Source organism: Robertmurraya sp. (assembly GCF_036676585.1).
Taxonomy (GTDB): Bacteria; Bacillota; Bacilli; order Bacillales; family Cytobacillaceae; genus Robertmurraya_A.
In genome coordinates this window covers 1-20947 of the sequence record NZ_JAKFCQ010000009.1, presented here as the reverse complement: position 1 = coordinate 20947, position 20947 = coordinate 1, and the positions used below count along the sequence as shown (strand labels likewise).

The window sequence follows — 20947 nt, the reverse complement described above, 5'->3', positions numbered from 1 at the left end:
TTTAGGATTAATTCTTGGTTGCTTTACAAGTGCTGCTATGTTCTTTGGTCTAGTCATGAACTTCTCTTTCATGCTTGCTGGTACGGTATCTCATAACCCTACAGACATTCTAATGGGTGTGATCATTCTTACTGCCGGATTCAATGCAGGACGTTACGGCTTAGACTATTGGGTTGTTCCTTTCCTTCGCAAAACGGTTTTCAAAAAAGGGGCAGACCTTCTTCAACAAAAAGCCTAACTATAAAGAGATTCCCTTGCTACATTTAAGCAAGGGAATCTTTTTTATTAGCGTTTTCTGATTTCTTGTTGCAATAGTTTGTTTACTAGTGGTGGGTTTGCTTGGCCCTTTGTTGCTTTCATGATCTGACCAACAAGGAAACCAATCGCCTTTTCCTTACCATTTTTAAAATCGTCAATGGATTGTGGATTGGCATCAAGAACTTCAGCAATTACTGTTAGTAGAGCACCTTCATCAGAAATTTGTACTAGACCTTGGTCTTTTACAATTTTCTCAGCACTGCCGCCTTTTTCAACAAGCTCTTTAAACACCTTCTTCGCAATCTTGGAAGAAATGGTTCCGTCAGTAATGAGCTTAATCATTCCAGCAAGACCTTCTGGTGTTAGGGCTACATCAGCAAGTTCCTTTTGTTCGGAATTTAAATAAGCTGATAATTCTCCCATAATCCAGTTGGATGCTTGTTTCGGATCCGCTCCAGCAGCCACCGTTGCTTCAAAAAAGTCAGCTGTTTCCTTTACAACTGTTAAAACAGCCGCATCGTACGCTGGTAATCCCCACTCTTCGGTATAACGCTTCTGTCTTGAATCTGGAAGTTCAGGAATTTCTGCAGCAATGCGGGCCTTCCATTCCTCATCAATATACAAATCCGTTAAATCTGGTTCAGGGAAGTAACGATAATCTTCAGAACCTTCTTTTACCCTCATTAATAAAGTGGTATTTGTTGCCTCGTCATAACGACGTGTTTCCTGCTGAATCTCTCCCCCAGCTCGAACCACTTCTTCCTGACGCTTCGCTTCATATTCGATTCCTTTGCGAACAAAGTTAAATGAATTTAAGTTCTTTAACTCGGTCTTTGTCCCAAATTCCTCTTGTCCCACTGGACGAATCGAAATATTCGCATCACAACGTAAGGAGCCTTCCTCCATCTTACAATCAGATACTCCTGTATATTGAATAATCGATTTTAATTTTTCTAAATAAGCATAGGCTTCATTCGCTGTACGAATATCCGGCTCTGATACAATCTCAATAAGAGGTGTTCCCTGACGATTGTAGTCACATAGAGAGTATCCATTTTCATGATTCAGCTTCCCAGCATCCTCTTCTAAATGAATTCTTGTGATGCCGATTTTCTTCTTATACCCGTCTACTTCAATTTCGATAAACCCGTGTTCACCAATCGGCTGGTCAAATTGAGAAATCTGGTATGCTTTCGGGTTATCTGGATAAAAGTAATTTTTTCTATCAAACTTCGTATGGGTTGCGACGTTACAGTTTAAGGCCATACAAGCCTTCATCCCGTAGTCAACCACCTTTTTATTTAATACCGGCAAAACACCTGGATATCCAAGGTCAATCACCGTTGTATTGGTATTTGGTTCCGCACCAAAATGGTTGGGACTTGCAGAGAAGATTTTTGATTCTGTTTTTAACTCTACATGGACTTCAAGTCCAATTACCGTTTCGAATTCCATTCTTATCCCCCTTACAGACCTGGCTTTTGCTTGTGGAAGTCTGTCGCCTGCTCAAATGCATGAGCTACACGGTAGACAGTTGCTTCGTCAAAGTGCTTACCGATAATTTGTAAACCTAATGGCAGTCCTTGATCAAAACCACATGGCACAGAAATTCCAGGTACCCCAGCAAGATTTACTGGAATGGTTAAAATATCATTAGCATACATTGTTAATGGATCGCTTGTTTTTTCACCGATTTTAAAAGCAGGTGTTGGTGTTGTTGGTCCAACGATCACATCATATTTTGCAAATACATCCTCAAAATCTTTTTTAATCAATGTACGTGCCTTTTGTGCTTTTTTATAATACGCATCATAATAGCCTGAGCTTAAAGCAAAGGTCCCAAGCATAATTCTGCGTTTCACTTCATCTCCAAAGCCCTCTGCTCTTGAGTTTTTATACAGCTCCATTAAGTTGTTCGAATTAGGAGAACGATAGCCATATCTGACTCCGTCAAAGCGTGCTAAGTTAGCAGAAGCTTCTGAAGAACTTAGTAGGTAATACGTAGAAAGAGCATACTTCGAGTGAGGTAAAGAAACTTCCTCCCAAGTGGCTCCTAGCTTTTCAAGCGTTGCTAACGCCTGCATGACAGATTCGCGAACCTCTGGGTTTACACCTTCTCCAAGATATTCCTTAGGAACTCCGATTTTTAATCCTTTTACTTCACCTGTTAAGGCGTTCACATACGATGGAACCTCAACATTGGCAGACGTCGAATCCATTGGATCCACACCGGCAATGGCCTGTAATACGTAGGCGTTGTCTTCAACGGTTCTAGTAATCGGACCAATTTGGTCTAGTGAAGAAGCAAAAGCAATTAATCCAAATCGAGATACTCGTCCATACGTAGGCTTTAATCCAACCACTCCACAAAAACTAGCAGGTTGGCGAATAGATCCACCTGTATCGGAACCTAATGAAAAAGGAACCTCACCGGCTGCTACGGCTGCTGCTGAACCTCCTGAAGATCCACCAGGAACGGTTTCCAAATTCCAAGGGTTTTTCGTCTTTTTAAAGCTGGAGTTTTCTGTTGACGATCCCATGGCAAACTCGTCCATATTTAGTTTCCCAATCGTAATGGTTTCTGCTTCCTGAAGCTTTGTCACAACGGTTGCATCATAGATTGGATCAAAATTATGTAGAATTTGGCTTGCTGCTGTTGTACGTAAATCCTTTGTTACAATATTGTCTTTAACCCCTACCGGCATACCGAATAGCAAACCTTTTGCTTCGTCCGTTCCTAGTTTTTCATCTAGTTTTTTGGCTTGGCTTCGTGCTCGCTCTTCATCTAATGTTAAAAATGCGCCCACTTGGGTCTCGACTTCTGATATTCTTTTATACGACTCTTCTACAAGATCTGTAACACTAATTTCTTTTTTATGTAGCTGCTCATGAAGATCAGATACTTTTTGATCGAATAAGCTCATATTGTCCCTCCTTACTCAATAATCGGCGGAACTTTGATTTGTCCGTCCTGTTGATCTGGTGCATTTTTTAAGACAAGCTCTTGTGGCAAGCCTTCTTTTGAAACATCTTCTCTTAATACATTTTTAATATCTAAAACATGGGATGTCGGTTCCACATTATCAGTATCAAGCTCGTTCAATTGCTCCGAGAATGAAATGATTGCATCTAGCTGTTTTTGAAAATTCACAGCTTCCTCTTCTGTAATGGCAAGTCTCGCTAAATGCGCCACATGCTTTACCTCTTCGATGGATATTCTTGACATCCTCTCACCTCCATAAATTTTTTTGAACTTTTCACACAATAATACACTGATGATATCAAAGTTTTAGGCTTTGGGCAAAGGGAATATAAGAAAAGTGGAAGCGCCCGTTTAGCGCACGACAGGACTGGAGCGCTCTGACTGAGATAAAGGAAACACGGAGAGCGCAAGTGATCCGATGTTGACTTATCGTAGGGAAGAGAGCGAAGTACACTAGTCGCTGGGCGCTGGAACTAGACACTGTTCAAAGTTCAATATTTTATCTTTCTTAATCTTAATAGAAAAAGCAGTACACTTTTCGTGACTGCCAAGTTAATGACCAAATAGCTTTCCAAAGAAGCCCTTTTTCTTTGGAGTTGGATCTATGCTTACTTTCTTTTCGACATAAATGTTTTCCTTATCTATTGCGTAATCATAAGCAAGAACAAGCCCCAGTTCCGAATCATATTCTTTGTTTGTCACAAGCGTATACTCTACATCATACTGATCGGCTACTTTTTTATACTTAGATAAGTACTCATAGGTCATGTTGCCATTTAAATAGAGATGCGCTTTTTTATTTTCTTTAAGAGCTGTCTCCACCTCTGGATAGATGCCTGGTTCAATCAGCTGTGGTTGTTTTAAGGCAATGACGACACGTTCTCGTAATGTTCCTAAAAATCGGCGTCTTTCATCAGGATTGATTTCCTTTTTCCCGTGAATCCCTTGCTGCAAATAATCATCAATATCAGGTCGCATATATCATCCCTCCTCCTTAAATTTGTATGTAGATCCCCTAATAATTGTTCGTATATAAAGTATAACCCAATCGTAAGGACAAAAAAAATTCCTCCCCTTTCAATAGAAAGAGAAGGACAAAATGGAGGTTACAAATAAAGGTGTAAAACAAGTTTGAACAAGTTTGAAGCTACTTACTTTGTTGCAGTAAACTGCTCTTCTTCCGTTGACCCCTTTAAAGCAGTTGTGGAAGAAGTACCACCAGAAATCACCATTGAGACTTGGTCAAAGTAACCTGTACCCACTTCTCGCTGATGTCTTGTAGCCGTATAGCCATTTTCTTCGCTAGCAAACTCTGCTTGCTGAAGCTCTGAATACGCTGCCATTCCACGGTCCTTATACCCACGAGCAAGTTCAAACATACTGTGGTTTAGTGCATGGAAACCAGCTAACGTTACAAACTGGAACTTGTAGCCCATCTTACCAAGCTCGATTTGGAACTTCGCAATCGTGTCATCATCCAGCTTCTTTTTCCAGTTAAACGATGGAGAACAATTATATGCTAAAAGCTTTCCAGGGAATTTCTCATGGATCGCTTCGGCAAATCGACGTGCTTCTTCAATATTCGGCTCGGATGTTTCGCACCAAATCAGATCTGCGTATGGTGCGTATGCTAACCCTCTAGCAATCGCCTGGTCGAGTCCAGCCTTCGTACGGAAAAATCCTTCTGGCGTTCTTTCCCCTGTAATGAACGGAGCATCAACCGGATCCACATCACTTGTAATCAAGTCTGCCGCATTGGCATCCGTTCTTGCCACTAGTACAGTTGGAACACCCATTACATCAGCAGCAAGACGTGCCGCAATGAGGTTACGTACAGCGGTTTGCGTTGGAAGTAGTACTTTTCCGCCTAAATGACCACATTTTTTCTCAGATGAGAGTTGATCTTCGAAGTGAACACCAGCCGCCCCTGCTTCAATCATGCCTTTCATCAATTCAAAACAGTTCAATTGTCCACCAAATCCAGCTTCCGCATCCGCCACAATCGGTGCAAACCAGTCGATCGAGTCGTCCCCTTCCGAGTGAGTAATTTGGTCCGCGCGTTGTAACGCTTGATTAATTCTCTTTACCACACTTGGTACAGAGTTTGCTGGATACAAGCTTTGATCTGGATACATATGTCCAGAGAGGTTAGCATCAGCTGCCACTTGCCAGCCGCTTAAGTATATGGCCTTCAAGCCCGCCTTCACCTGTTGAACCGCTTGATTGCCCGTTAATGCTCCAAGTGCATTTACAAAGTCTTCTTCCTTCACAAGATTCCACAGTTTTTCTGCTCCCCTGCGAGCCAGCGTATGTTCAATATCAATCGAACCTCTTAATTTAATAACCTCTTCGGCAGAATACGGTCTTTCAATCCCCTTCCAACGCGCATCCATCTCCCAGCTTTCCTGTAACTCTCTTACTCTTTCATTTGTCATTGTAAAAATCTCTCCCTTCGTTCATGTCCCTATTGTTATAATACAGTTATCTTTATATGTTGTATTATATAACAGAGATTCGGAGATAGGAACCACTTTTTCTAAAATTTTCAGATTATTTTTTCGACAAATTTCAAAAGCGGATGCGGCTTGGTCAGGGGTGACAGGCATAAGACGAAGACCGCAGGAGGTCCTGACCTCTGGAGGGCTTTGGCTTATGACCCCGAGCCCCTAGCCGCTGGAGCTAGACGACACCAAAAGCAGGGGCGGCTGGTTTAGGGGCGACAGATAACACTTTCTAATTGACCGGTTGTTGCTCACTTGGACTCTGATGGGCAGTTAGAACCTCTCTATTGGACCGTCAGCTCCGACAAGCGTAAGGCAAGCCGATAGAACTAGACGAATCCAAAAATGGAGGCGGATAGGATCGGAGGTGAGTCAAAATCGGAAGTTAATCAACAAAAAACTGGCCGAAACTGCATTCGGCCAGCACTTTTTGATGCTCTAGAGGCATATTTCATTAAATTCAATCACTTTTGAACAAATTTTTTTCCGTGGAGCTCTCTTTTTAGATGATTATCTGCGATTTCCAGGATATATTTGCGATTCTGAATTTTTATTTGCGATTCCAGAACTATATTTGCGATCCTGAATTTTTATTTGCGATTCCAGAAATTTATTTGCGATCCTGAAATTTTATTTGCGATCCAGCACTCTTATTTGCTATTCTGAATTTTTATTTGCGATCCAGCACTCTTATTTGCTATCCTCACCTTTTAGTACCCTTTACGTTCCTAAAAATTATTTATGATCTCTCGACACTATTATTTTCATCAGCTGTTTAATTTCCTAAACAACAACAAAAAACCACTCACATACTCGCGAGTGGTTCATACATCATTTATTTAGTTTCAATATCATTCTCAACTGCTTCAACAAACTCTTCTTTAATGATTTTCTTCGGTTCGTTTCCTGTTAAGCTGAACACGATAATGGCAATCGTCGCTAAAATAAATCCTGGTACAATTTCATATAACTCAAACGGGATAATGCCAGCCGCGGTTAACTGCTTCCACACAACCACGGTAACAGCACCAGTAATCATACCAGCTAGAGCACCATTTCGGTTCATTCGCTTCCAATAGAGAGACAGAATGATTACCGGACCGAATGCCGCTCCAAATCCTCCCCATGCATAACTAACAAGGTCTAAAATAGACGCTCCACCATTTTCAGGATTGCCTGTATAAGCAAGTGCAATGGCCACAAGAGCAATAACGATTACTCCCGCTCTACCAACCCACACCAATTCTGCATCACTAGCATTCTTTCGGAACAGCGCTTTGTAGAAGTCTTCGGCTAACGCACTGGAAGATACTAATAGCTGTGAATCTATGGTACTCATAATCGCCGAAAGAATGGCAGCAAGCAGAATTCCTGATACCCAAGGATTAAACATGATGTCTGAGAAAAAAATAAACACTTTCTCACTATTATTTACATCCGCTGTAATAAGTGGATTATCAGCAAAATAAGCGATTCCGACCAACCCGACAATGATCGCTCCAACAATCGAAATGGTCATCCAGCCCATTCCAATCCATCTAGCTTTTCTTACTTCCTCCGTGGAACGAATCCCCATAAAGCGGGTAATAATATGCGGTTGACCGAAGTATCCTAATCCCCACGCAAGTAATGAGATCGTCCCCATAACCGTCACCGAATCAAATGCATTGAGATAGGATGGATCAATACTGCGGATGGCGTCCATCGATTCACCCCAACCACCTAATTTCATAATAGCAACAATCGGTACTATGACCAATGCTAAGAACATTAATAAACCTTGGAAAAAGTCCGTCCAACTGACCGCTAAGTAGCCTCCTAAGAACGTATACGAAATAATAACAATGGCTCCAATAAAGAGAGCTGTATTATAAGACATTCCAAAGGTTTCTTGGAATAACAGTGCTCCTCCTACTAAACCTGAGGATGCGTAAAAGGTGAAAAAGATTAATATAACTAACGCGGAGATAACTCGTAGTAAACGCGATTGATCTTTGAAGCGATTTTCAAAAAAATCGGGGACAGTAATCGAATCATTTGCCACCTCAGTGTACGATCTTAGTCTTGATGCAACAAATTTCCAGTTTAAATAAGCACCAATGATTAAACCCACACACATCCAAATGGAATCCAATCCAGTGGCATAAGCAAGCCCTGGTAATCCAAGTAGTAGCCATGAACTCATATCAGAAGCACCAGCACTTAAAGCTGTCACACCTGGTCCAAGACTTCTTCCTCCTAAGACATAGTCCGATAGGTTGCTAGTTAGCTTAAACGAGATCAAACCAATGATCAGCATGCCAACTAGATACACAATAAAAGTAACTAACGTAGCTGTTTCCATATTTTTTTCACATTTCCCCTCTCACTATTTTATTGGCTCATACAATTTTTCTGTAAAATTATACACATGATTTCTTGCCGTGACCGAACCAACGTAACAAGCGTAGCATACATAGAGGGTTCTATCTAACTGAATTATCTGATAACTAATTCATTAATTTATAAATATTCATAGTATTCGTATGCTCATAGGGCTCAACTCACCATTTACTGATATGTATACATTTAAATTTATAAAATTAAGTTGAAAAAATGGGTTTTTGGGAGCGAATTCTAGTGAACTAGTACCTACATTTTCTTGTTTTTATGACTCCTCAAGTTGTGTTTTCCTTGCCCTGAAGTCATAACCTGCTTCTTATGACTCCTTGCACTCGTTTCCCCCTTGCTCTCACGTCATAACCCGCTTCTTATGACTTCTCTCACTCGTTCAGCCTTCACTCTCGCGTCATAACCCGCTTCTTATGACTCCTCTCTCTCCTTCACCCACCACACTCACGTCATAACCACCACCCCTTACTTCAAAGGCATTCAACTCACAAAAAAAACACCACCCAAATCTGGTGTGGTGCTTAGCATGTTAGTTAATACAATTCAGATGTTGTTTTTGCCTGCAAATGCAGCAACAAGTAGTCAGGTCCGCCCGCTTTTGAATCGGTCCCTGACATATTAAAGCCTCCGAATGGCTGATACCCTACAATTGCACCTGTACAGCCGCGGTTAAAGTATAGATTTCCTACGTGGAAGTCTTCGCGGGCTTGTTGCATATGTTCACGGTTGGTTGTTATTACGGCACCCGTTAATCCATATTCCGTGTTATTGGCTATCTCAATCGCTTCTGTAAAGTTCTTTGCTTTTGTAAAGCCAACAACCGGGCCAAAGATTTCTTCTTGCATTAATCGTGCATTCGGAGCTAAGTCAGCGAAAACGGTAGGCTTGATAAAAAAGCCTTTAGAGTTATCTCCCCCTCCTCCAGCGACTAGACGGCCTTCCTTCTTGCCTATATCAATATAACTCATGATTTTATTAAAAGCACTTTGGTCTATCACAGGTCCCATATACGTGCTTTGCTCTTCAGGATTGCCAAGAGTTAATTGATTGGTTAGTTCCTCCACACGCTTTAAGACGTTATCGTAAACATCCTCTACGATGACTGCACGGGAGCACGCAGAACATTTTTGACCAGAGAAGCCAAACGCCGAGGCGACAATGGATTGTGCCGCTAATTCAAGATCAGCTTCCTTATCGACGACGATGGTGTCTTTTCCACCCATCTCTGCAATCACACGCTTTAACCAGATTTGGCCTTCATTCAACTTAGATGCACGCTCGAAAATCCGAAGTCCCACATCTCTTGATCCTGTAAAGGAGATAAAACGCGTATCCTTGTGATCTACCAAGTAGTCACCGACTTCCGCTCCGCTACCAGGTACAAAGTTGAGTACACCCTTCGGTAAACCTGCTTCTTCCATTACTTCCACAAACTTCGCTGCTACAACAGGTGTGGTAGATGCTGGTTTTAAAAGAACCGTATTCCCGGAAACGATGGCAGCTACGGTTGTTCCAGCCATGATGGCAAGCGGGAAATTCCAAGGAGAGATGATGATCCCTACACCCAATGGAATATAGTCATAACGGTTAAATTCATTTGGTCGGCTATTTACCGGTACACCGTCCTTAAGAAGCAGCATTTGACGAGCATAATATTCTAGGAAGTCAATCGCTTCAGCTGTATCAGCATCCGCTTCTCTCCAGGGTTTCCCCGCTTCCTTTGTTAACAGGGCAGAGAATTCGTGCTTGCGACGGCGTATGATGGCAGCTGCTTTAAAGAGCACATCTGCACGTAATTCTGGCTTTGCTTTTCTCCAGGTTTTAAATGCCTCCACAGCCGCTTGCATGGCTTTTTCTGCTAGTTCACGATTCGCCTTGGAGACGCGTCCAACTACTTCTATTTTATGTGATGGATTATATGAAACAATTTTATCTTCTGTAGAAATTCGCTCGCCACCAATGATTAAATCATAGTCTTGGCCAAGATATCCTTCCACTGTTTTTAAGCCTAATAAAAATCCTTCGCGTTCATGTTCATTAGAAAAGTCTGTGAATGGTTCATGTTTATACTGTTGTACCATTTCTTCCGCCTCCTTATGTATGAAAACGTTTCACACTCATTTTAGCATGGAAATGAATGCTCCTTCAAATGAACAGAAAAAAGACAAGGCATCCACCTTGTCTTTAGATTTACTGATAAATATGAACGAATGGTTCTTTGTCTCCAGCCTCTTTCACAATGAGACCCTCTTGTCCATTGACGGAAGTGATATTCACTTCTACTGAATAGTAGTCAGGGAAATGTTCCATCACTAACCCTGTTACGTATTGCGTGAAGCCAACTGCCTCTGCTTTTCCGTAAAACTGGATCGGTATATCGATTTTCAACTCTTGAAGTTGATCTCCTACATAAAAAGCCTGACCAATGACACCGTTAAAGTTCGGAAAATACGTTTCCACGTCCTGCTTAAAATTCAAAAAGAAGGTCACATCGTCACGATGGGCATTTGTCGCTTCGGTAGACGGAAATAGGAAATAATTTTCGTTTACGCTTTGCCAAGCTCCCAATTTTGAACTTCCTTTATCTGCTGAAGCGTAAGCGATAAAATTCCCTGGAACAACAGACGATCGACTTTTTTGTTTAAAAAGTGCAATCGTAATGGGGACATTCGCTAAGCTCTTCATCCCCCGAAGTCTAGTAAGTACTTCACCAGCGATTCTTTTTCCTTCTTCTTCAAGTTTTGCTTGAGAAATTTCGGATTCAAACGTGGCACCGTAAGCTTCCTTTTGGTAATAATGGACAGAGTTTAATGCCAACCCGATTACCACTCCTCCGAGACGAACCGTTCCGTCTTCATCTTTAAGAAGATAGTTGTGCTCTAAAAGATGCGCTAAATAAATCGGGTTTTGTTCATTATTCGCTGCTATATCTCCACCTTCGGGAATTTGCGGATTCAAACCAATGTTTTCATCTTCTTTCAAACCTGCATCCTGTAGCTGCCCCGCCGTCATTTTCCGGTTCAGCCATAAACCAACCGTTTCCCGGTCAAGGTTTTGTCCTTCCTTAAAAAGGTACTTATCTGGACCAAAGGACGTTTGCGCAAGCCTCATTAACCCTGTTTCAAACTCACTAATATCGTATCTTGTGTTTAAGTTATTTACGATTAACCCTCGTGCTTGTGAGGGCTCGAAAGGTAGGATCGTCCGATAGTATTGATCAGAAATCTGATACTTCGGTATAATGGCTTTTTCCTTTGTATCATCGTTTTCCTGTACCACCTCTTCTTGCTTCTGAAGGTTAGGAGCACAGGCGGTTAAACTCAAGAGAACGGTAAGAGCAACCATTAGAATCTTCCTCATGGTATCACCTCTATTTCTTCAATTCTTCGACTAATCTCTCTTCATTCCATACTTCAATTCCAAGCTGCTCTGCTTTTGTTAATTTGGATCCAGCATCTTCCCCAGCGACTACCAAATCTGTCTTTTTACTTACACTTCCAGCGACTTTGCCGCCAAACGCTTCTATTCTTTCCTTTGCCTCATTACGAGAAAGCTGCTCTAGCTTCCCTGTTAGGACAATGGTTTTTCCAGCAAAGAAATGATCGATGTTTTCAACAGCCACCTTTTTCGGGCCATTATAAATCGTATTAACTCCGACTTCCTTTAGCTCTTCAATTAACTCTTTTACTTCTTCAAGCTCAAAGTAAGCGACCACCGATTCGGCCATTTTTTCTCCGATTTCGTTGATGGCTGTTAACTCTTCAGCAGTTGCCAACGCTAGTCGGTCAATGGTTTCAAATTCTTGTGCAAGAGTTTTTGCTGCTTTGGCTCCCACATGACGGATGCCTAATCCGAATAGCAGCTTTTCAAGAGAATTGGCTTTTGAAGCTTGAATGGCATCGATCAGGTTGTTAACTGACTTTTCTCCCATTCTCTCTAATTGAATCAACTGATCAAAGGTAAGTTTGTAAATATCCGCTACATCTTCAATCAATTGTTCTGCAAATAACTGACTGATCACCTTTTCACCAAGACCATCAATATTCATAGCCGTTCTAGAAACGAAGTGAATTAATCCTTCTCTGATTTGTGCCGGACATTTTGGATTAATACAACGCAGTGCCACTTCCTCTTCAAGCCTCACTAGCTCGCTTTCACATTCAGGACAATGAGTTGGCATACGGAACTCTTCCTCTGCCCCTGTTCGCCTCTCAACGAGAACATTTACGACCTCTGGAATAATATCTCCTGCTTTTTTTACAACCACCTGATCGCCAATTTTGATATCTTTTTCACGAATCAAATCTTCATTATGTAAAGAGGCACGTTGTACGGTCGTTCCTGCTACACGGACAGGTTCTAAAATTGCCGTTGGCGTAACAACACCGGTTCGACCAACACTCAATTCGATTGCCTTTAGTGTGGTCACAACCTCTTCGGCAGGAAATTTATAAGCAATGGCCCAACGTGGACTTTTTGCAGTCGTTCCTAGCTCCTCTTGCTGTGCGAGGGAATCGACCTTAATCACAATCCCATCAATATCATACGGAAGATTTGGTCGCTGCTCCGTCCACTCATTGACGTATGTAATCACTTCTTCAATAGAAGAGCATTTTCTTCTTTCCTTGTTGGTTTTAAAGCCAAGGCTTTCTAACAAGTCTAATCCTTCACTATGTGAGACGACACCTGTCTCCCCAACATCAGCGATATTGTAGAGGTAGATATCAAGGTTACGAGACGCAGCAATCTTTGGGTCCAGCTGTCGTAGTGATCCAGCCGCTGCATTACGAGGGTTTGCTGCCAGCTCTTCCCCACGTTCTGTCTTCAATAAGTTTAATTGCTCAAATGATTTCCGTGGCATAAATACTTCTCCACGAACCTCTATAGACACAGGATCCTTTATTCGAAGTGGAATGGATTTGATCGTACGTAAATTAGACGTAATATCCTCCCCAATGGTTCCATCACCTCTTGTGGCTCCTTGAATAAATAAACCATTTTCGTAACGAAGCGAAACCGCTAGACCATCAATTTTCAATTCACACACATAAGAAATTTGATCTCCAACCGCTTGGCGTACACGTCGGTCAAAATCCAGTAAATCCTGCTCCCCAAAGGCATTGCCGAGACTAAGCATAGGAGATTGATGCTGTACCTTTACAAACATATCTAAGACGGCTCCACCTACACGTTGTGTAGGGGAGTCCGGACTTTTCAGTTCAGGAAAAGTTTCTTCCAGATTGATTAATTCTCTTAATAATTGATCATATTCAGCATCTGAAGCGGTTGGTTGGTCTAATACGTGATATTCGTAATTTAACTGATTTAACTGGACATGCAGCTCTTGTACTCTTTTTTCCGCAGCTTGTTGATCCATGTACTCAACCCTTCCATCAGAATTATTTTAAAATAGAAAAATAATTTTCAATCAAACGTTTGATTGAATTGCCTTCGTGCCAGTTGTCTCAAAGCCTTAAGCAATTCCAATCAATCGCTTGATTGATTGAAATGTTTACCCTTTTGTTATCGGAGCAAACTTTGCAAGTAGTCGTTTAATCCCAACTGGTTTAGGGAATGCGATATCAAGTTCAATACCTTCTCCTTCGCCTTTTACGCTAACAACTGTACCTGTGCCCCATTTTCCGTGAACGGCTTTGTCGCCCACCTTCCATCCCAGCTCTTCTCCACCCGTTGAGTTCGTCATTGGACGGAGTACTGGTTTGCGAACAGCGGCAGCTTGTCTAGCGGCGAAAGGACTGGCTGACTGTGATTGTAGTGACGTCTTTTTCGGCTCTAGACCATCAATCAGATCGGCTGGAATCTCTCCTATAAATCGAGAAGGAGGGTTCATATTCGTACGCCCAAATAATGTCCTCATTTGTGCATTCGTGATAAACAGTTCTTCCTCCGCTCTTGTAATTCCCACATATGCCAAGCGACGCTCTTCCTCCATCTCCGCTTCTTCCATAAGAGATCGACTATGAGGGAAAACTCCTTCCTCTAGTCCTAATAGGAACACGACAGGAAATTCAAGACCTTTTGCGGAGTGCAAAGTCATCAACACGACGGTATCGACTTGCTTTCCATCCTCATCCAACTTATCGATATCTGCAACAAGGGCAAGATCCGTTAAGAAGGCAATCAGACTTTTATCTTCATTTCCTTCTTCAAAGTTTTTCGTAACAGACAAGAATTCGTCCAAGTTTTCTAGTCGACTTTGTGCTTCAATCGATTTTTCCGCTTTTAACATCTCATAATAGCCTGTTTTCTCTAACACTTCTTCTACAAGCTCTGTTACTGATAAATACTCTTGCATATGTGTGTAGTTATTAATCAAATCGTAAAACTCACGACACGCCTTTGTGATTTTCGGACTTAAGCCAATTAACTCTATCGATCCAAGTGCTTGGAACATAGACATATCATGCATGTCCGCAAAGTTGGCAATTTTATCAACTGAGCTAGATCCGACCCCTCTTTTTGGAACATTGATAACACGTGTCAGGCTTATATCATCATCAGGGTTTGCAATCAAGCGTAAGTAGGCAAGTGTATCTTTGATTTCTTTTCTGTCATAGAACTTTACCCCACCGACGATGGAGTATTCAATGTTCGACTTTAGTAACACTTCCTCCATTACACGGGACTGGGCATTCGTTCTGTACAGAATGGCAAAGTCGGAGTATTTTCGTTTTCCACTTTGAACAGCTTCCTTAATTTTCCCAGCTACGAACTGTGCTTCACTTTGCTCACTGTCCGCACGATAATAGAAGATTTTATTTCCCTCTGCATTTTCGGTCCAAAGATTCTTGTCTCTACGGTTTAGATTGTTTTTAATCACTTCATTTGCGGCAAAAAGAATTCTCTTCGTAGAGCGGTAGTTTTGTTCTAGAAGGATAACCTCTGAACGCGGATAATCCTTTTCAAAAGAAAGGATATTGGCAATATCTGCCCCACGCCAGCGATAAATCGACTGATCCGAGTCACCAACTACACATAGATTTTGGAAGCGTTGAGCCAACAATTTGACCAGCATATACTGAGCACGGTTTGTATCTTGATACTCGTCCACATGTATATATTGAAACTTCCGTTGATAAAAAGTTAGTACCTCAGGAACACGCTGAAAAAGCTGAATCGTAGTCATGATTAAATCATCAAAATCAAGGGCTTGATTTTTGCGCAATCGCTTCTGATACATTTCATACACATCAGCAACAATTTGATCCATATGACCGCCCGCATTTTTCGCGAATTCTTCTGGCCCAATCAGTTCGTTTTTGGCTGAACTAATGGCCCCAAGAATTGCACGTGGATCATACTTTTTTGGATCAAGGTTTTTTTCTTTTAAAATCGTCTTAACAACAGATTGTTGGTCCGTTGTGTCAAGAATCGTAAAATTACGATTGTATCCTAGTCGGTCAATATCTCTTCTTAATATGCGTACACACATCGAGTGAAAGGTAGATACCCAGATTTCATCTGCCACTCCACCCATCATGGAATAAATACGTTCTTTCATTTCACGCGCCGCTTTATTTGTAAACGTGATCGCCAAAATATTGTACGGATTCACTTGTTTCTCTACCATTAAATAGGCAATACGATGCGTTAGTACTCTCGTCTTACCACTACCCGCACCAGCCATCAATAACAGAGGACCATCAGTCGTTTTCACCGCTCGCTGTTGTTCAGGATTTAAACCATTTAATAATTTATCTGTTAAGTATTGCACTATATTTTCACCACCATACAAACATATGTTCTTATTCTATTTTACCTTTATACTACCTTTTAATCAATTTAATTTCGACCGTTTGAAGAGCTTCTTCTAAATTGTCATAAACAGCATTTCCCACAATAATCACATCTGCTAGTTCAGCCATTTCCTTCGCCTGCTCTAATGTATGAATACCTCCACCGTAAAACACGGTTGTCTCCTGTGTTGATTGACTAACAGCCTTCACAATTTCAGGGTCCCCATAGGCTCCACTGTATTCTAAATAAAAGATGGGTAAATGAAACATCTTCTCAGCAATTTGCGCATAAGCAACCACATCTTCCTTGGTTAAAGATGTTTGTGCATGGGTTAGTTTGGCTGCTTTACAATTTTCGTTCAAGATACAATATCCTGCAACAAGAATTTCATCCCAATTCATAATCTCCCCATATTCCTTCACTGCTTGATGATGCAAATCAACAATCCATTTCGCATCAGGACTATTTAAGACCGTAGGGATAAAATAAAGATCAAAACCTGGTGTAATCGACTCAAGGTTTGAGATTTCCAACACACAAGGCACCGTGTATCTTCTAATTCTTGCCATCAAATCAAGTACCTTTTCATCCGTTACTCCATCCGTCCCACCAACAATGACGGCATCTGTGCCTGACTCACATATTCTCTCCAGCGCTTCATCTGAGATTTCCTTATCAGGATCTAATTTAAAAGCATGACGCCATTCTCTTGCATCGTACATGCTGTAACCTCCAATCTACTATCACATTACACCATTATAGCACTAGCGAATGGGACAAAAAAGAAAACCGAAGATTTCTGTCCGGTTTCATTTTTTCTAAGTTAACATCATTAATATTTTCAAAATAGGAAGGAGGGAGTTCACATGGATACAGGAGAGTTTTTTAAAAAATCTGGCGGGTTTAAAGAAGCTTAGTTGGTACAAATAAGCGGAGATTTTTCTGTTAAGCTACTGAATACAGCTTGTTTTGGGGTATATAAGCGGAGGTTTTCCGGTTAAGCAAAGCAAAATTACCCATTTTCACGTTTTTCGAGCCAATAGTCGGAATCTTTCCGTCTATTTAGCTATTTTCAGTGCGATTTCCCTAATTAAGAGAAATTTCTCCGCTTATTTTTCAAACACGCTTTACTGCTTTTGTAAAAAGGGAAATTCAAAAAAGGATTAGAGATATTCTCATCTCTAATCCTTTTATCCCGCTATTTTTTTATTCCGAAATCGTTCCTGCTTCTTCTTCCTTTACACGCTCTAATGCCATTTCATACGCATCGTTACCGTAATTCAAGCAACGCTTTACACGTGAAATGGTTGCTGTACTAGCACCAGTTTCTGTTTCGATTTTATGGTAGGTTTTCCCTTCACGTAGCATACGGGCTACTTCTAACCGTTGTGCTAATGATTGGATTTCATTTACCGTACATAAATCATCAAAAAACTTATAGCACTCTTCTAAATCCTTTAACGTTAAAACCGCCTTAAATAACTGGTCGAGCTCTTTGCCTCTTAATTTATCAATTTGCATTATCTAGACTCCTTTATTATTGTATCGTAACGGTTTGTTCCAATCCTGGATTTGTTGGAACGATATTGATCCATGTTTTTCCTGGAACAAACTTGACCTCTTCGCCATCTAAGAAAGGTAGAATTCTTCCATCTACATTTTTCCACTCTACCTGTAGAAGCTTTCCTTGTTGCAGCAAATACCCTTTTCCACCAGAGGTTAAATCAATTTCTCTTCTTCCAGAGTCATCCAGTACCGTGTGCTCCATCTCAGCAATAAAGACATTGTCGAGAAGAACAGGCTCTTCTGAATCTAAATCTATCGTTTGTTCATCATTTGAATATCTAGCATATTTTTTGCTACTGTTATCGTATTTGTAGTCCACCTTAAAAAGATTACTCTTTAAATAGGCAACTGTCACATTCTCAGCAGCCTCACCTGTGATGCTGGCTAACTCTTCTTCCTCATAAAATGGAAGAGCATCTGGAACATCCGTCATGTCGTACCCAACCTGCTCTGCTCCTTTTAAAATACTCTCATAGGAAATATAGGAGTTATGCGGCGGTTGTCTAAAGCTCGCACGTTTAAAAAGCGTACCATCATACTGCATTCCATTTAAATTATCTATTACACCACTCGTAAGCATTTCCTGTGCCTCAGGGCTGTACCCATGAGCGATATATAACGCATCATACCCGCTGGCAAGGTCGATATAATAATCTCTTGCACTTCTCACTGGCCCAATATTTTCAGGATGTTCGCTTTGAAAAATGGCCAGAAATCTCGTTACATTACCTTCTGCTAACACTTCGTAAACGATGTCTGCCTGGTTCAGTGCGGACTGCGGTCTTGCTTTTGGATCATTATTGATCATCACACCAAACGCTCGACCAGAAGGTTCTTCCGATAGTTCCACACCAGATAAAGGAGCTTCAAAGGTTTGGGACACTTCCTCTACAACTGTATCTCCCTCTTCGACTGGTTTTTCACTTTCCTTTTGAACCTCTTCTACTTTATTACAGCCAGTTAATAAGAAGGCAGATGCCAACCCGACTGCTATCCATTTCCTTAGCATCATTACACCCCTAATAATCTTTTTCTATGCTTTTTCTATGATGTCCTTTTATATTTTAACGCATTATCGTTGGAAAGAGTATCATTTTGTTCATCACATCGTACATCCCTTGTTGCGTGATTCGGATATACGGCAGATGAGTGGATGAGAAGAAAAGTAAGGTATAAAAAGGATCTGCGTACGCGTACCCTTTCGTTTTCAAATAAGCAAGCAATTCCTTATCTTCCTCCACCAGTCTCTCTATTGAGTGATCACTCATCACTCCACTTAATGGCAGTGGAATTTCTAACACGATTCTTCTTTCTTCACTGATGACAATTCCTCCACCTAATTCGACCATTCGGTGAAAAGCGTTCATCATTTCATATTTGTTTTTTCCAATTAAAATAATATCTCCTGTAGTCGAATACGAGCTAGCTAAGCCCTGCACCTTGTTAGAGAATCCTTTTAACATCGTGTTGATTCTCCATTTGCCATGTTTATCAATTAGCATGAAGAAGCACTCATCATGGTCACACGAAAGCTCATCATAATTTGCATCAATAGACACAGAATATGGCTTTGTAATAACGGCATTCTCCATTTTAATTCCAAATGGCATAGAGAACTGAAAATCATCCATGGTTAGTTCCCAGTCTAACTTTAACGGTTCAAACCCCATATCCACCCAATTTAGCTGCTCATAGGCATTGGTGTCTTCTCCGTCCCTTTTCACCCACTGTCCTTTTGCAAGAACAGATACAGGGGTTGGATTACGCTCATCTGTCAAAAAGTTAATATTTGCTACTCTTCCTGTCGCAATATTTCCATGCAAGTGTTCTACATTATAGTAGCGTGCTACATTAATCGTCCCCATATTATAGGCATCAATGACTGGTACGCCTTTTTCAATGGCGATACGAATCATTTCATCAATGATTCCATTTTCGTAAAAGTGAGCAGATGCACCGTCCGTAGTAAACATAAATTTATCGTACATGGTGATTCCAAGTTGATGAATTTCATCTAGTAGGACAGGTAAATCTGGACGAATAGAGGAATGCCTTAAAGAAACCATATAACCCTGCATCAGACGGTTATAAATTTCTTCTCCTGTCATCGCTTCATGATCACAGTCCGCCCCAAAAAGCATCATTTTCGCCAATGTTTTTTCAGATGCCCCTGGAAAATGACCTTCCACTTTCTTTCTCATTCGTTTGGCTTCTTGCATCCAATGAAGCATCATATCATCACCATCAAGGAGTTTAGGCCAACCGGTAAGCTCTCCTCCTTGAATGACCGCATCGTGTTCAAGCCAAGATTTCACATTGCTATGTGAAAAAATTTGTTCTTCTTCTCGAATCTCTGTTTGTGCATCAAAACGGCACCACCAATACATGGAGGTTGGCGATTTTCGCATCTCCCTCATAAATGAAAACGCTTTATTTTTTTCCATCTGCAATGCAAGCACCATATTGTCATTTATTAGTGTTGTCGTTCCACACTGCGATGCATAGTGCGCAAGCGAATGGGGATTATATATTTGAAAGGGATGCGCATGTGGCTCAATATAGCCTGGCACCAATAAAAGACCTGAGCAATCCACGATCTCACAATGCTCTACATTGTCAGGATATTTGTCGCCAACGTAAATAATACGGTCCTCGTATATCCATATATTTGCTGTCATCCAAGTACGAAACGTTTGATTTAAGTACTTAGCATTTGTTAATAGAATAGTCGGAGAAACATTTCCATCTAGAACGGAAATATGTTCTCTAATATGTTTATTTTTCCATCGATATCGCTGATCCAGCATGTATGTCCCTCCTTACGCAGTGTTGTTATCTTAGAAAAATTTTGTCATATTACGGGTAACAATAGATGAAATATCAAAATTCTACCATTAGTTTGTAAGATTCTTTCACACAGTTTTTTAAAGATCTTGTTAGAAATACAACCCTACCTACGCAAAATGAAAACCCTTACATTTTATAGGTTTGGTTTTTATAGTATCATATTTCACTGTTTAACGCAGTAAAGAAGTACTAAATTTTTTTAAAAAAATGTAAAGGAGTGACAATTCCATGAATGTAAAGCCCAATATTGGAATCGTAAATGCCCTTGTCCGTATAACCATTGGTTTAAGCGTCTTAGCATGGAGTACAGCGAAACATACAAAAATGCCTTGGAGAGATTCCTATGTATTGCTAGGAGTTTTAGGTGCTATGAAGGTAGCAGAGGGGATTGTTCGTTTTTGTCCCATCGTTGCCCTTTATGAAAGAGAACAAAATTTGAGAAGCAATCAAAATCAATCTTCTAACGAAAAATCAATGACGGAACAGTTTTTACCGTACAGCACGCAATAAAAAAGAAAAGCGCAAGCGCCCTGGTCAGCGCCGTATGGCCTGGAGCGCTCCAACTGAGATAAAGGAAACACGAAGAGCCAGAGGCGATTCGATGTTGACTTATCGTAGGGCGGAGAGCGAAGGACACTAGGCG

At 41.0% G+C, this 20947-nt stretch carries 15 protein-coding genes and 1 pseudogene; 2 read left to right on the top strand and 14 right to left on the bottom strand.

The genetic code is table 11. The annotated features are described in order from the left end of the window. Window positions 1–238 (top strand): annotated as a pseudogene (locus tag ACGLXV_RS00760) (Crp/Fnr family transcriptional regulator); the annotation flags it as partial. Between the two features lie 47 nt (window positions 239–285). Here the strand turns inward: ACGLXV_RS00760 and gatB are convergent. The 14 genes from gatB to ACGLXV_RS00690 all read right to left on the bottom strand — a co-directional run bounded on the left by gatB (window position 286) and on the right by ACGLXV_RS00690 (window position 20264). Further along, entirely contained in the window at window positions 286–1713 is a 1428-nt protein-coding gene (gene gatB / locus ACGLXV_RS00755; protein WP_391557086.1) for an Asp-tRNA(Asn)/Glu-tRNA(Gln) amidotransferase subunit GatB, read from the bottom strand. A gap of 11 nt (window positions 1714–1724) precedes the next feature. Then, window positions 1725–3182, bottom strand: coding sequence for an Asp-tRNA(Asn)/Glu-tRNA(Gln) amidotransferase subunit GatA (gatA, locus tag ACGLXV_RS00750; protein WP_119706458.1), 1458 nt, complete (start codon window positions 3180–3182; stop codon window positions 1725–1727). Between the two features lie 11 nt (window positions 3183–3193). Continuing rightward, window positions 3194–3484 (bottom strand): Asp-tRNA(Asn)/Glu-tRNA(Gln) amidotransferase subunit GatC, encoded by a 291-nt coding sequence (gene gatC, locus ACGLXV_RS00745; protein WP_391557085.1) that lies wholly within the window; start codon window positions 3482–3484, stop codon window positions 3194–3196. A 309-nt stretch (window positions 3485–3793) separates the two neighbouring features. Then, window positions 3794–4219 (bottom strand): YueI family protein, encoded by a 426-nt coding sequence (locus ACGLXV_RS00740; RefSeq protein ID WP_391557084.1) that lies wholly within the window; start codon window positions 4217–4219, stop codon window positions 3794–3796. A 173-nt stretch (window positions 4220–4392) separates the two neighbouring features. Continuing rightward, window positions 4393–5676, bottom strand: a complete 1284-nt coding sequence (aceA, locus tag ACGLXV_RS00735; protein ID WP_391557083.1) for an isocitrate lyase — start codon at window positions 5674–5676, stop codon at window positions 4393–4395. Between the two features lie 901 nt (window positions 5677–6577). Beyond that, window positions 6578–8086, bottom strand: a complete 1509-nt coding sequence (putP, locus tag ACGLXV_RS00730; RefSeq protein ID WP_391557082.1) for a sodium/proline symporter PutP — start codon at window positions 8084–8086, stop codon at window positions 6578–6580. A 580-nt stretch (window positions 8087–8666) separates the two neighbouring features. After that, the gene (gene pruA, locus ACGLXV_RS00725) at window positions 8667–10214 is read right to left on the bottom strand and encodes an L-glutamate gamma-semialdehyde dehydrogenase (RefSeq protein WP_391557081.1); all 1548 of its coding nucleotides are present in this window, start codon (window positions 10212–10214) and stop codon (window positions 8667–8669) included. A 109-nt stretch (window positions 10215–10323) separates the two neighbouring features. Next, entirely contained in the window at window positions 10324–11493 is a 1170-nt protein-coding gene (locus ACGLXV_RS00720; RefSeq protein WP_119706449.1) for a CamS family sex pheromone protein, read from the bottom strand. Window positions 11494–11503: 10 nt separating this feature from the next. Then, window positions 11504–13510: an NAD-dependent DNA ligase LigA gene (gene ligA, locus ACGLXV_RS00715; protein WP_391557080.1), complete on the bottom strand. Its 2007-nt coding sequence runs from the start codon at window positions 13508–13510 to the stop codon at window positions 11504–11506. 135 nt (window positions 13511–13645) lie between these two features. Beyond that, the gene (pcrA, locus tag ACGLXV_RS00710) at window positions 13646–15868 is read right to left on the bottom strand and encodes a DNA helicase PcrA (RefSeq protein WP_391557079.1); all 2223 of its coding nucleotides are present in this window, start codon (window positions 15866–15868) and stop codon (window positions 13646–13648) included. A gap of 52 nt (window positions 15869–15920) precedes the next feature. Then, on the bottom strand, window positions 15921–16613 hold the full coding sequence (pcrB, locus tag ACGLXV_RS00705; RefSeq protein WP_391557078.1) for a heptaprenylglyceryl phosphate synthase: 693 nt from the start codon (window positions 16611–16613) through the stop codon (window positions 15921–15923). A 484-nt stretch (window positions 16614–17097) separates the two neighbouring features. Beyond that, entirely contained in the window at window positions 17098–17412 is a 315-nt protein-coding gene (locus ACGLXV_RS00700) for a YerC/YecD family TrpR-related protein (RefSeq protein ID WP_066057816.1), read from the bottom strand. A 16-nt stretch (window positions 17413–17428) separates the two neighbouring features. Continuing rightward, window positions 17429–18469: a DUF3048 domain-containing protein gene (locus tag ACGLXV_RS00695; RefSeq protein WP_391557077.1), complete on the bottom strand. Its 1041-nt coding sequence runs from the start codon at window positions 18467–18469 to the stop codon at window positions 17429–17431. A 52-nt stretch (window positions 18470–18521) separates the two neighbouring features. Beyond that, the gene (locus ACGLXV_RS00690; protein WP_391557076.1) at window positions 18522–20264 is read right to left on the bottom strand and encodes an adenine deaminase C-terminal domain-containing protein; all 1743 of its coding nucleotides are present in this window, start codon (window positions 20262–20264) and stop codon (window positions 18522–18524) included. A gap of 268 nt (window positions 20265–20532) precedes the next feature. On the opposite strand from ACGLXV_RS00690, the gene ACGLXV_RS00685 reads away from it, so the two are divergent. Beyond that, window positions 20533–20814, top strand: a complete 282-nt coding sequence (locus tag ACGLXV_RS00685) for a YgaP family membrane protein (RefSeq protein WP_391557075.1) — start codon at window positions 20533–20535, stop codon at window positions 20812–20814. Window positions 20815–20947 lie beyond the last annotated feature (133 nt).